This is a genomic window from Flavobacterium sp. ACN6, from assembly GCF_002304005.1.
In the GTDB taxonomy this organism is placed as follows: Bacteria; Bacteroidota; Bacteroidia; order Flavobacteriales; family Flavobacteriaceae; genus Flavobacterium.
Genome location: NZ_MRCQ01000006.1, coordinates 227,916 through 240,878 on the forward strand (window position 1 = coordinate 227,916; position 12,963 = coordinate 240,878).

Below are 12,963 nucleotides of genomic sequence, written 5' to 3' on the forward strand. Positions count from 1 at the left end.
AGAAACAAACTAAAAGCCCTAAATACATTCTAATCAAATGTATTTAGGGCTCATTTTTTTATAAAATACTTTACAATTTATCTTTTAAATAGACACCAGTCACTGATTCTTTTACTTTTACAATGTCTTCTGGAGTTCCTGAAGCTAGTAAATGTCCTCCGTTTTCTCCACCTTCGGGACCTAAATCCAAAATCCAATCGGCACATTTTATTAAATCCAGATTATGTTCAATTACAATAATAGAATGACCTTTCTCTATTAATGCATCAAATGAAGCTAAAAGTTTCTTGATGTCATGAAAATGAAGACCCGTTGTAGGTTCGTCAAATACAAATAAAGCTTTGTCTTTTGTAGCGCCCTTTACCAGAAAAGAAGCTAATTTTATACGCTGTGCTTCACCACCGGAAAGAGTAGAAGAGGATTGACCTAATTGTACATATCCCAATCCAACATCTTGTAAAGGCTGTAATTTTTGCGTGATTTTCGATTGTTTGTTCTTTTCAAAAAAAGCAATGGCATCATCAATGGTCATGGTTAGAATATCATTGATATTCTGGTTATCGAAAGTAACTTCTAAAATTTCTTTTTTGAATCTTTTTCCTCCACAAGTTTCACATGGTAAAGAAACATCGGCCATAAACACCATTTCGACGTTTATAGAGCCTTCTCCTTTACAAGTTTCGCAGCGGCCGCCATCAACATTAAAAGAAAAATGTTTAGCCTGATAGCCTCTTATTTTAGATAATTTTTCTTTGGCATACAAATCACGAATATCATCGTAAGCTTTGATATACGTTACAGGGTTGGATCGCGAGCTTCTTCCAATTGGATTCTGGTCTACATATTCGATATGTTTAATCTGAGAAAAAGAACCTTTCAGTTCGCTAAACTGACCTGCTTTTTCAGCCGCGCTTTCTAGTTTTTTCTGCATTGCCGGAAACAAAATCTTTTTAATCAAAGTACTTTTTCCACTTCCAGAAACTCCTGTTACAACCGTTAAAACATCCAAAGGAAAAGTAACGTTGATGTTTTTTAAATTGTTTTCGCGTGCGCCTACAATATCGATATGATTTTTAAATTTTCTTCTTTTCTTTGGAACAGAGATTTCTAAATCCCCATTAAGGTATTGAGCAGTCAAAGAATCAGATTTCAGGATTTCATCATAAGTTCCCTGCGCAACAAGGTTTCCTCCAAAAGTTCCAGCTTCAGGGCCAATATCAATAATCATATCAGCGGCTTTCATGATGTCTTCGTCGTGTTCTACCACAATTACAGTATTTCCTAAATCGCGAAGCGAAAGCAAAACTTTTATAAGTCGTTCAGAATCTTTTGGATGCAAACCAATACTTGGTTCATCTAAAATATACATCGAACCTACTAAACTGCTTCCAAGAGAAGTCGCAAGGTTAATTCGTTGTGATTCACCTCCGGAAAGTGTTGCCGAATTTCTGTTTAAAGTAAGATAATCTAATCCTACTTCGGTTAAAAACGATAAACGATTATTGATTTCGAGCATTAAACGTTTTGCAATCTGCTGTTCGTATACGTTTAATTCGATATTTTTAAAGAAAGTAACCAAATGCTTTATTGGTAAATCAACTAAATCAGAAACTGTTTTACCGTTGATTTTTACGTAAGATGCTTCTTCGCGTAAGCGCTTGCCTTTACACACATGACATTTGGTTTTGCCACGATATCGAGACAACATTACACGGTTCTGGATCTTGTAATTTTTTTCTTCTAATTCTCTAAAGAAATCATTAAGTCCCTGAAAATACTGATTTCCAGTCCAGATTAAATCTTTCTGTTGATCACTAAGTTGGAAATAAGGTTTGTGAATAGGGAAATCAAATTTATAAGCATGCTTAACCAATTCATCTTTGTACCAGCTCATGCTGTCACCGCGCCAAGGATAAATGGCACTTTCAAAAATCGACAAAGAAGTATTCGGAACGACTAAATCAGCATCAATACCAATAATATTTCCATATCCTTCACAAACTGGACAAGCTCCATAAGGATTGTTAAAACTGAATAAATGAACATTTGGTTCTAAAAATGTAATGCCGTCCAGTTCAAATTTATTCGAATAAGAAAATCTTTTAGCAGCATTTAATTCCTGGAGATAGCAAATTCCTTTTCCTTCAAAAAAAGCAGTTTGTACAGCATCCGCAAGTCGGTTATAAAATTCCTCTTCTTCTTTAACAACGATACGGTCAATAATAAGTAGTATATCTTTATTATCAAATTTATGAAGATCTGAAGGAGTGAACTCATCCAAACGAACCATTTCGTTGTCTACCAAAATACGTGCAAAACCTTGCTGCAGTAATACTTTTAGTTTGTCTTCCAGCTGTCTTCCTTCTTCAAGATGAATAGGAGAAAGCAAAAGCCATTTACTGTCAATAGGAAGGGTTTTAACGTCTGAAATAACATCCGTAACCGTATTTTTTTTAACCTCTTGTCCAGAAACAGGAGAATATGTACGCCCAATTCTGGCAAACAAAAGTTTAACGTAGTCATAAATTTCTGTAGATGTTCCAACAGTCGAACGTGCGTTTGTCGTATTTACCTTCTGTTCAATAGCAATTGCAGGTGCGATTCCTTTAATGTATTCCACTTTTGGTTTGTCTAAACGTCCTAAAAACTGACGTGCGTAAGAGGATAAACTTTCTACGTAACGTCTTTGTCCTTCGGCATATAAAGTATCAAAAGCTAAGCTCGATTTTCCTGATCCAGAAAGTCCTGTAATAACAACAAGCTTATTTCGCGGAATGACCACATCTACATTTTTTAGATTATGTACTTGTGCTCCTTTTATTATAATATTTGATTTTGGGTCTATTTTAGAAAGATCAATTTGCATAAAAAAGTCAATTTTTACAAAAGTAATCAATTTTGAATTGGATTTTGTTAAGGATATAGTTCCAAATTTTAACTATTTTACCATAATTTAAATGTACTGTTAATGAACTTCTAAGAAGAAATATTTAGACTAAACATGCTAGGTTTTTCTTAGATTACAAATAAAAATAAAGGCTTATCAAAAAATATTTATATATTGGGATCGATTTAATCAGGAAAAAAATTGTAATTTAAGTCCAGATTTGATACATTATACAATTTTACATGGTTTATTGTAAGGTATTTACAGCTGTTTTTAAAGCATCGTAAAATGTTTTATTTTACAGATATATCATGCTTACAATGTGAACTTTAAGTTTGTTTTACTTTAATAATTTTTTTACTAATAATTATTAATCGTTTTATTTGCTTTTTAAAAGAATAATTTGTTAAATTTGGCCACAATATTAACACAACTCAAAAAAAAGATTCGCCTATATTACAAAACTACTTTTTAGAAAAAATTACTCCAAATTTTAAAAACAAGAACTAAAAAAGTAGTATTATGGCTGATCTGCATATTCCAGACGCTCTATTAGTTAAAAACTATGTTGAAGGCAGTGAAGCTGCTCTGGCAACATTGATAAAAAGGCATGAATCTAAGATATATGGTTTTATATATTCTAAGATTGCTGATAGAGATATTTCAAATGATATTTTTCAAGATACATTTATTAAAGTAATTAAAACTTTAAAAAGTAATTCTTATAACGAAGAGGGGAAATTCCTGCCTTGGGTAATGCGTATTTCTCACAACTTAATTGTGGATCATTTTCGTAAAACCAAAAAAATGCCAATGTACAGAGAGACAGAAGAGTTTTCTATTTTCTCTATCATGTCAGACGATGCTCTGACCATTGAAGGTAAAATGATTGTGGATCAAGTTGAAATTGATTTAAAGAAGCTTATAGAAGAACTTCCTGAAGATCAAAAAGAAGTGTTAGTAATGCGTATGTATCAAGATATGAGTTTCAAAGAAATATCTGAAATTACTGGCGTGAGCATCAATACAGCGCTAGGCAGAATGCGTTATGCATTAATGAATTTGAGAAAAATAATTGAAAAACATCAAATTATTTTAACCAACTAATACTATTTTGATAATTAGCTCGTTATATTGGTATAATCATTTTTACAATATGGCGAAAATTTACTCAAAAAAAGCATTAGCTTCTAAAAATCTAAAACCAGATAAAGAAATCGTTTCTTTCTTATTAAATTATTCTCAAGCCTTAACTGTTGTTAAGATTGAAGAAAAAAGTTTTGAGATTATAGCTAACTAAACACCCCACTGCTCCTGTCGGATGTTTATAAAAATAAAACCAAATGGTCGTTTTGGTTTAAATGCTCACTATTTGTATGTACTTAGAGATAGTGAGTTTTTTTATGCCAAAAATTATCCGTTTGTCTTTTAATGTTTGATATTTTTTAGCGCTCAATTTTTTATAAGTTTTTTATATCATTTTCTCGTAAGTTTTGTTAAAATTTAATATTTTGATTGGATTTTGTGTGTTTATTTAGTTTTTAATTTTATTTTAGTTAAAAAGTAATTTTTTATTCATTAAAAATGCTTTCACGCCGAATTTTTCTTAGAGAGATATTTGGTTGAAATATCAATCGAAAATAATAATGAATTAATAATTAAATACTTAACCCAAAATTAAAAAGTTTATGAAGAAAAACTACCCTGCTTTATTTTGTTAAGTTAATGCTCATTTGATTTTATTGCAGAAAAATATTTGGACCAGAAAATATTTTTTACCTGCTAAAGTAGTCAATGGAGATAATTTAAATCAATTTAATTATCTGCTGAACTACGCCTCATAATAAACAAGAAAATCATTTAACCAACCAAAACTTAACCGCAAAATGAAAGAGAAAATAACAATGTTATCATGTCTGTTTATGGTAACGATTGGTGCATTTGCCCAAAAAGATAAAATTAAGGAAGCGCAGTCTTTGTATGATAAAGGAAAAAGCGAAGAATCTTTAGCAATTTTATCCAAAACAGAATACCTTATTCTGAATGCTCCAGATGAAGATAAATCTGATTTTTACTTCTTAAAAGGAAATGTCTTAAAAGATTTAGCTGTAAAAAATATTGATGCGGCTAATAATTTTACATTAGCATCACAAGCCTATCAAGATGTGTTTTTATATGAGAATGAATCAGGTAAATTCAAATCTACCGTTAAGGCAAATATGGCTTTAAAAGATATGAAAGCCAGTCTTGTAAACGGCGCGGCTGCCGATTTCAAAGCTGAAAAATTCAAAGAAAGCTCAGAAAAAAGTTATAAAGTGTATTTGTTCGATAAGAAGGATACGCTTAACTTATTTAACGCCGCTTCCTCAGCATTAAATGCAAAAGATTATAATGCTGCAGTTACGTATTACGAACTCCTGAAAAAGATTAATTTTTCTGGAAAAGGAGTTATGTATTATGCGACAAATAAGAAAACAAAAGAAGAGGACGCTTTTATTTCTCCAAAAGCGAGAGAATCAGCTATTCAGCAGGGATTGTATGAGAAACCAAGAACAGAATCGATTCCGTCTAAACAAATAGAAGTCAATACTAACTTAGCGTATTCTTATCTGGAGAAAAAAGATTATCCAAAATCGGAAACAACATATAATTATGTTTTAGAATTAGATCCTAATAATACTGAGGCTTATATCAATCTGGCTTACTTAAAGTTACAGATGAAAAAGGATTTGGCAGATGAAATTTCATCATTAGGAACCAGCGCCGCAGAAATGCAGAAATACGATAAATTAAATGCCAGAAAAGACGATTTAACGAGAAGTGCTATTCCGTATTTACAAAAGGCACTTACACTTGAACCTAAAAATCAAGATGCTGCAAAAATATTATTAGGTGTTTATCGCTCTCTGGATATGACAGCAGAATATAATGCCTTAAAAGCAAAAATGTAATATTATAAATTTAGAGAACAAGAAAATATGTGCAGGCACAAAGGTTTAAATCTTTGTGCCTTGTTTTTTTAATGACACCGGCGTTTTTTCCATTTCTTCAATAATAGATTTCTTTCCAACCGTTTTTGTAATAATATCCTTTTCTAAACTCCAGCCTCTTGCAGGTGAGTATTCACGTCCGTACCAAATAATTTGAAGATGTAAATCATTCCACAATTCTCTCGGAAATAATCTTTTAGCATCTTTTTCAGTCTGAGCAACATTTTTTCCGTTTGATAAATTCCATCGGTACATTAATCTGTGAATGTGAGTATCAACTGGAAAAGCAGGAACTCCAAACGCCTGAGACATTACCACACTTGCCGTTTTATGACCAACAGCCGGCAAAGCTTCAAGTGCTTCAAAACTCTGCGGTACTTCTCCGTTATATTTTTCAATCAAAATTTCCGATAAACCATGAATTCCTTTCGACTTCATTGGCGATAAACCACACGGACGAATAATTTCCTTAATTTCTTCCACAGACATTTTAACCATATCATACGGATTATCAGCTTTTGCAAACAACAACGGGGTAATCTGATTTACACGTACATCTGTGCATTGAGCAGATAATAAAACCGCAATCAAAAGCGTGTAAGGGTCTTTGTGATCAAGCGGAATAGGTATAGTAGGATAGAGGTCTTTTAACGTATTTATAACAAATTGTACGCGAGCTTCTTTATTCATTTCCGTAATTTTAATCCCGTAAAAATAGTATAATTTTAATGATGTGCCTAATCCAGCTTTCCGTTTCAACTCCTCGCTGTGTTAGTAACATTTTTTAGGATTAACAAGAGCTTCCTTTGGTCGCTTTCTTAATCCTAAAAATGTAAACTACCACAACTGCGGGGTTTTCACTTCAATCTGGGGCATGAGAAAAAGAGTAAAGAGTAAAGAGTAAAGAGTAAAGAGTAAAGCTATAATCTAGCTTCTAATATCTTACATCTCGTATCTTGCATCTAAAACTCTAAAATCAACAATCTAAAATCTAAAATAAAATATATGACAACATTAAAAGCAGGCGATAAAGCGCCAAACTTTTCAGGAGTAGATCAAGATGGAAAAGCACATAAACTAGCAGATTATGCTGGAAAAAAATTAGTAGTTTTCTTTTATCCAAAAGCAAGTACGCCAGGCTGTACAGCAGAGGCTTGCGATTTAAGAGATAATTTTGAACGCTTTAAAGCCAATAATTATGAGCTTTTAGGTGTAAGCGCCGACAGTCAAAAAGCGCAATTGAAATTTAAAGATAAATACGAATTTCCTTTTCCATTAATTGCCGATGAAGATAAATCGGTTATCAATGCATTTGGAGTTTGGGGACCAAAGAAATTTATGGGTAAAGAATACGACGGAATCCATAGAACAACTTTTGTAATCGATGAAAAAGGAATTATCGAGGAAGTAATCGAAAAAGTAAAAACGAAAGAACACGCTTCGCAGATTTTGAAGTAAATTTTTTGTTTCAAGTTTCAAGTTTTAAGGTTTCATGTTGTAATCTTGACGTAGATTTTTTACCGCAAAGCACGCTAATTTTTTATATATACTTGGTGTAATATTGAGCAAAGTTCGCAAAGTTTAATCAAACATAGTCTGTGGTTTCAACCACAGGGTCTTTATCAAAAATAGCCCGTAGTTTTAACCGCAGAGGCGCAATATATGAATACGTTTCCTGTGGTTGAAACCACAGACTATGTTTTAAGATGATGAATGAAAAAAATATAGATTTCTTCGTAGTTGAGACTGCTTAATTTAGTGACTAACATTTGCATCTAATACGCTTTAAAGTCTTTGCGAACTTTTCGTTTTTATAAAATATCGCTTCTAAAAAAAACCTTAGTGTGCTTTGCGGTAAAATTTTACTCAATCCAAAACTAGAAATAAGAGCGTAAATATGCAGTCTGGTTCCGACTTCGCTCAACCTGACAAAGTTGAAACTGAGACTCAAAACTGAGACTGAGAACTAATAAAAAGTCCCGAAAAAATCGGGACTTTTTGATTATGTATTTTGTTCTAATTCTTTCTGTGGATGATATCCAAAAAGATGATGTTCCTTAATGATTTCTGGAATTCCAGGAGGAAGCATTGGTTCCCAGCCAGGTTTACCTTGATTAATCATTTTTAATACTTCACGAGAGAAAACTTCCAAGTTATTCGGATCGTAATCTGCAATATCAACTACTTTTCCGTTGAATTTAAAGAATTTGTACAATTCCTTCATTCTTGGGTGAACTTTTAAGTTGTTAGAATCCATTAAAGTACCATCTTCATCAAGCATTGGATATAAGAAAACCTTCATATCGCGGTAGAATAATTTTCCAAATGCTTCAAGAATCCCGCCACTTAAATGACGGTAGTATTTCTCATCAAAAATATCAACAAGGTTATTTACACCCATTGCCAATCCCATACGGGCTTTGGTATAATTTGCAAAATATTCAACCACTTTATAATATTCCTGGAAATTTGAAATCATAACCGTTTGACCTAGTGAACAAAGCAATTCGGCTCTGTCCATAAAGTCGCGTTCGTCAATTTCACCATCCGATCGTAAATTCGAAAGTGTAATTTCAAAAACTACAAGCGTGTTATTTTTTTCAACTTTATTTTCCTCGAGAAACATTTTTAATGATTTCTCATACATATCCATATTTACTTTCGTAACCGGACGGAAACTTCCCCTTAAGGCTAAAAGGTTCTTTTTGTATAAAATCGCAGCTGGCAAAATGTTTTTTCCTTCTGGATTAAACATTACCGCATCTGTCATTCCGTTTTTAACCAATTGCAAACTCATCAAACGATTATCAACATCGGCAAAACGAGGTCCAGAAAAGTTGATTGTATCAATCTCTAATTGGTCTTTATCCAAGTGATCGTATAAATAACGAAGTAATCTTTTTGGGTCATTGTATTTATAAAAAGCACCGTAAATTAAGTTTACACCTAAAATTCCAAGTGTTTCCTGTTGTAGTCTGGCGTCAGTTTCTTTAAAACGAATGTGCAGAATAATTTCGTTATAAGCTTCGTCTGGTTCAATTTGGTATCGAATTCCAACCCAGCCGTGACCTTTAAATTGTTTGGCAAAATCTATTGTGGCTACAGTGTTAGCGTAACTAAAGAAAAGTTTTGTTGGATGTTTCTCTCTGCTTAAACGCTCTTCGATGATCTGACCTTCGTGAGTCAGCATTTTTTTTAAACGCTCTTCGGTAACATATCTTCCATCGCTTTCCACTCCATAAACCGCATCACTAAAATCTTTATCATAGGCAGACATTGCTTTTGCAATTGTTCCCGATGAACCTCCAGATCTAAAAAAGTGCCTAACAGTCTCTTGTCCAGCGCCAATTTCAGCAAACGTTCCGTAAATATTCTCGTTTAAATTAATGCGTAAAGCTTTGTCTTTTATAGAAGGAATCTGTTCGATGACCTTGTCACCCTTGAGTTTTATTTCTGTACCCATTTTATTTTAAATAGATTTGTTACAAAGTTAGCAAATTAGGCTTCTAATGAAAGAGAAATAATCCTATTTTTGTAAAAAAATTAAGTTCAATTGAAGGTTTATTTTTTAGGTACAGGTACTTCTCAAGGTATTCCGATTATCGGGATCGATCATCCAGTTTGTAAAAGCACTGATGCTAAGGACAAAAGGCTTCGTGTATCCATATGGATTACATGGGACGAACATTCTTATGTTATCGATTGCGGCCCCGATTTTAGACAGCAGATGCTTTCTTGCGGATGCACAAAACTAGATGCAATTTTATTTACGCACGAACATGCAGATCACACTGCAGGTTTAGATGATATTCGTCCTTTTAATTTTAGGCAGGGAGAAATTCCTATTTATGGACATCAGCGTGTTTTGGACAATCTAAGACGTCGTTTCGATTATGTTTTCGAAACCGTAAACAAATATCCAGGAGCGCCAAGTGTAAAAACTATCGAGGTAAAAAATAATGCTCCATTTGCGGTTGGAGATAAAACGGCAATTCCAATTAGCGCTATGCACGGCGATTTACAGGTTTTTGGGTATAGAGTAGACGATTTTGCCTATTTAACAGATGTAAAAACTATCGAACAAGCCGAAATTGATAAACTGAAAGGTTTAAAAGTTTTGGTTGTAAATGCCTTACGAGTTGAGCCTCACGATACTCATTTTAATCTTCAGGAAGCGCTTGATTTTATTAATCTTGTTAAGCCGGAAAAGGCTTATTTAACACATATCAGCCACGTTTTAGGTTTTCATGAAGAAGTACAGAAAATGCTTCCGGAAAATGTTTTTCTGGCTTACGACAATTTAGAAATTACAATTTAATATACCACAAAATGAAAAAATCCTTACTGCTTTATCTTTTTATTCTTGCTATTTTAATGAATATTTTTACTTATGCGTTCTACAACAGTGAAGTAAAATTTGCAGAGAATAGATATGATAAAACAACTAAGAAATTAAGAGATAGTATTAATCTAGTGAAAACTCAATTAGCCGATGCTGATTACTTTTCGTTAGAACACAACGAAAATGCTCAAAATTACTTTGATAACAGTGCTTCTGGCGGAAAAGTCATTTTGTACGAAAAACTGATTCCAGTTGTAACTGAAAAATTATTAGACTATAACGCAAACCCAAAAGGGAATCCGTATACAGGTCAGGATCAGATTGGTCCGAATAAATTTATCATCAATAAAGTGAAAATTTTAAACCACAGATGGATCATTGCAGATTACAGTAATGGAGAATTATGGGGAGAAGTCTTGTTAAAATATTTTGTTGATAACGATGATAGTATTACTTTTGAAGTAAATCAAACTTGGTTATATCAAAAATAGGATTTTATGATCCTATTTTTTTTGACCTTTAAATAAGATAGGATTATGAAAAAGATGTTTTTGTTTTTAGTTATTGCGGGTGCTTTTTCTTGCGCCAAAAAGGTTTCTCAAGAAAATGTAAATGCTGCTCCAAAAGAGCCTCAAAAAGAAACTGTAGTAGGAGCAGACGCTGATGCACACGGATGTAAAGCTTCTGCGGGTTATATTTGGTCAACCCTCAAAAAAGAATGTATTAGAACTTTTGAAGGAACCAGATTATCTCATTATGATGATGGAAAAACATATACCACTGCAGCTTACGTAATTTTTGACGGCAATAAAGCAGAGCTTTTTCTTGACACCCAAAAAGAATCGATTATTCTAGAAAGAAAATCTGAAGGGGATTCGTGGGTTAAAGGCGATTTGCAGTTAATTCCTTGGAAAGGTTATGTTTTGAAAAAAGACGGGAAGATTATTTATACTGGAGAATAAAGCTAATAGTCGCAGTTTCAGTCTCAATTAGCAGATTGAAAACTGCGATTAAGTATTTAAACGATCTTTTTAATATAATCTGAAGTTACAACTTGAGCAAATTCTTCATTAAGACTCGCTAAGGCTGTTTGATGTATAATTTCTGCGGTAAATTCTTCACCGTTTATGCCTTTTTTATTAAATGTTGCCGTTGCATCTGAAACTAAATAGGTAGTATACCCAAAATTCCCAGCCATTCTTGTGGTCGTAGAAACACAATGATCTGTGGTTAAGCCCACAATCACAAGATTGCTTATTTCTGCATCATCAAGAAGCTCTTTTAAATTTGTTCCGATAAAAGCACTATTAACATTCTTCTTTATAATAGTTTCGCTCTCAAGTGGTTTTACAATATCTTGAAATTCATTTCCAGGATTTGACTCGTTCAAAATTGAACTTGGATTTGAAGAACAATGCTGAATGTGAAAAATGGGTAAATTTTTTGTTCTCCAAATTTCAAGAAGTTCCCCAGCCTTTTGCTCTGCATCCAAATTATTTCGATTTCCCCAGTAAGATGTGTCGTGAAATCCTTTTTGAATATCAATTAAAATTAATGCTGGATTGTCAAGTTTTGTGTTCATTTTGTAAAGATTTTGACGGACTGAAAACTGCGACTGATTACTGTAAAACTATGAATTCAGCCAATTCTTAAAATCGAAGAAATTCTGCGGTGCCACGCCGTGACCAACAGGATATTCTTTATAAGTAACCGGAATATTTAATTTTTCTAAAATTGCAGGTGTTTTTCTAGCCCAGTCAATAGGAATAACTTGATCTACAGTGCCGTGTGAAGTAAATATTTTTAGGTTTTTAAAGTCATTTTTCTCAAAACCTTCTTTGATAATTTCTTCATTAAAATAACCGCTCATTGCTACAACTCTTTGAATCTTTTCTGGATAAGAAAGTGCTGTTGCATAACTTAAAATGGATCCTTGGCTAAATCCAATCAAAGTAACGTTATTGGCATCAATCGGATAATTAGCAACTAATTCGTCAATAAAAGAAGTAATTGCATCGCGTGACGTTTTAGCTTGTTCATTATCTGAAAATTTATTCTGATCGGCATCAAAATTAATGGCGTACCAAGCGTAGCTTCCGTATTGTAAATCGTAAGGCGCTCTGGCTGAAATGACATAATAATTATCTGGAAGTTCAGACGCAAACGAAAATAAATCGGCTTCATTGCTTCCGTATCCGTGTAATAAAAGCAATAACGGATTTTTGTCTAAAATTACTTTTGGTTCTCTTATTTGATATTCTAAAGATAGATTCATTTTTTCAGTGTTCAGTGTTCAGATTTTTAGTGTTCAGCTTGATCTTTGTCAAAGTTTCAAACTTTGACAAAGTTTTTAAGGTTTCAAATTTCAGATTCCAGTTTTGGAATTTGGATTTTTAAAACTTGGGATTTTAAAAATTAACCAATTTTTTTAAACCATTTTTGAAACAATTCCCCAACTAGCGGAATAGGTCTCGTTTGTCCTTGAATGGCAGTAAAAATTCCGAAAGTCCACAAAATTGAAATACAGATCCACATTGGAAAAGTGATGAAAAAGCTATCGAAATTACTAATAATGGCACCCAAAGAAATAAAGGTTAAAGACAATCCTAATGCCTGACGTATATGAAAAGAAGCAAAACTATTCTTGTTTTCAGAATTCATGCTCATGGCGATTAAAACACCAATGATTAGAATGTAACTGGTAATAGCGATTGGTTTTCCTTCTTCGACTGAATTATTCATTA

The 12,963-nt window shown here is 33.0% G+C and carries 13 protein-coding genes; 7 read left to right on the forward strand and 6 right to left on the reverse strand.

The window, feature by feature from the left end; all coding sequences use genetic code 11:
- Positions 1-70: 70 nt before the first annotated feature.
- Entirely contained in the window at positions 71-2,866 is a 2,796-nt protein-coding gene (gene uvrA, locus BSF42_RS11445; RefSeq protein ID WP_095953224.1) for an excinuclease ABC subunit UvrA, read from the reverse strand.
- 543 nt (positions 2,867-3,409) lie between these two features.
- Here uvrA and BSF42_RS11450 point away from each other — a divergent pair.
- The 3 genes from BSF42_RS11450 (at position 3,410) to BSF42_RS11455 (ending at position 5,838) form a co-directional block, all read left to right on the forward strand.
- On the forward strand, positions 3,410-3,994 hold the full coding sequence (locus tag BSF42_RS11450; protein ID WP_095953225.1) for an RNA polymerase sigma factor: 585 nt from the start codon (positions 3,410-3,412) through the stop codon (positions 3,992-3,994).
- Positions 3,995-4,043: 49 nt separating this feature from the next.
- Positions 4,044-4,187, forward strand: a complete 144-nt coding sequence (locus BSF42_RS22425; protein ID WP_172426675.1) for a hypothetical protein — start codon at positions 4,044-4,046, stop codon at positions 4,185-4,187.
- A 586-nt stretch (positions 4,188-4,773) separates the two neighbouring features.
- Positions 4,774-5,838, forward strand: a complete 1,065-nt coding sequence (locus tag BSF42_RS11455) for a tetratricopeptide repeat protein (RefSeq protein ID WP_095953226.1) — start codon at positions 4,774-4,776, stop codon at positions 5,836-5,838.
- 45 nt (positions 5,839-5,883) lie between these two features.
- On the opposite strand, the gene nth is transcribed toward BSF42_RS11455, so the two are convergent.
- Positions 5,884-6,567 carry an endonuclease III gene (nth, locus tag BSF42_RS11460; protein ID WP_095953227.1) on the reverse strand — a complete coding sequence of 228 codons (684 nt, stop codon included), beginning with the start codon at positions 6,565-6,567 and terminating at the stop codon, positions 5,884-5,886.
- Positions 6,568-6,882: 315 nt separating this feature from the next.
- Here nth and bcp point away from each other — a divergent pair, with 315 nt between their 5' ends.
- The gene (bcp, locus tag BSF42_RS11465) at positions 6,883-7,335 is read left to right on the forward strand and encodes a thioredoxin-dependent thiol peroxidase (RefSeq protein ID WP_095953228.1); all 453 of its coding nucleotides are present in this window, start codon (positions 6,883-6,885) and stop codon (positions 7,333-7,335) included.
- A 544-nt stretch (positions 7,336-7,879) separates the two neighbouring features.
- On the opposite strand, the gene BSF42_RS11470 is transcribed toward bcp, so the two are convergent.
- Complete coding sequence (locus tag BSF42_RS11470; RefSeq protein ID WP_095953229.1) at positions 7,880-9,340, reverse strand: TonB-dependent receptor; 1,461 nt, start codon at positions 9,338-9,340, stop codon at positions 7,880-7,882.
- Between the two features lie 90 nt (positions 9,341-9,430).
- Here BSF42_RS11470 and BSF42_RS11475 point away from each other — a divergent pair, with 90 nt between their 5' ends.
- From BSF42_RS11475 to BSF42_RS11485, 3 genes are read left to right on the forward strand one after another with little or no spacing between them, the layout of a single operon-like run.
- Entirely contained in the window at positions 9,431-10,195 is a 765-nt protein-coding gene (locus BSF42_RS11475; RefSeq protein WP_095953230.1) for an MBL fold metallo-hydrolase, read from the forward strand.
- An 11-nt stretch (positions 10,196-10,206) separates the two neighbouring features.
- Complete coding sequence (locus tag BSF42_RS11480; protein WP_095953231.1) at positions 10,207-10,710, forward strand: hypothetical protein; 504 nt, start codon at positions 10,207-10,209, stop codon at positions 10,708-10,710.
- A 45-nt stretch (positions 10,711-10,755) separates the two neighbouring features.
- Positions 10,756-11,181 (forward strand): hypothetical protein, encoded by a 426-nt coding sequence (locus BSF42_RS11485; RefSeq protein ID WP_253251032.1) that lies wholly within the window; start codon positions 10,756-10,758, stop codon positions 11,179-11,181.
- Positions 11,182-11,237: 56 nt separating this feature from the next.
- Here the strand turns inward: BSF42_RS11485 and BSF42_RS11490 are convergent, their stop codons facing one another.
- The 3 genes from BSF42_RS11490 to BSF42_RS11500 form a co-directional block, all read right to left on the reverse strand.
- A complete protein-coding gene (locus BSF42_RS11490; RefSeq protein WP_095953232.1) occupies positions 11,238-11,801 on the reverse strand; it encodes a cysteine hydrolase family protein in 564 nt (187 codons plus the stop codon).
- A gap of 48 nt (positions 11,802-11,849) precedes the next feature.
- Complete coding sequence (locus tag BSF42_RS11495) at positions 11,850-12,494, reverse strand: alpha/beta hydrolase (RefSeq protein ID WP_095953233.1); 645 nt, start codon at positions 12,492-12,494, stop codon at positions 11,850-11,852.
- A gap of 140 nt (positions 12,495-12,634) precedes the next feature.
- Positions 12,635-12,961 (reverse strand): hypothetical protein, encoded by a 327-nt coding sequence (locus BSF42_RS11500; protein ID WP_095953234.1) that lies wholly within the window; start codon positions 12,959-12,961, stop codon positions 12,635-12,637.
- Positions 12,962-12,963: the final 2 nt, after the last annotated feature.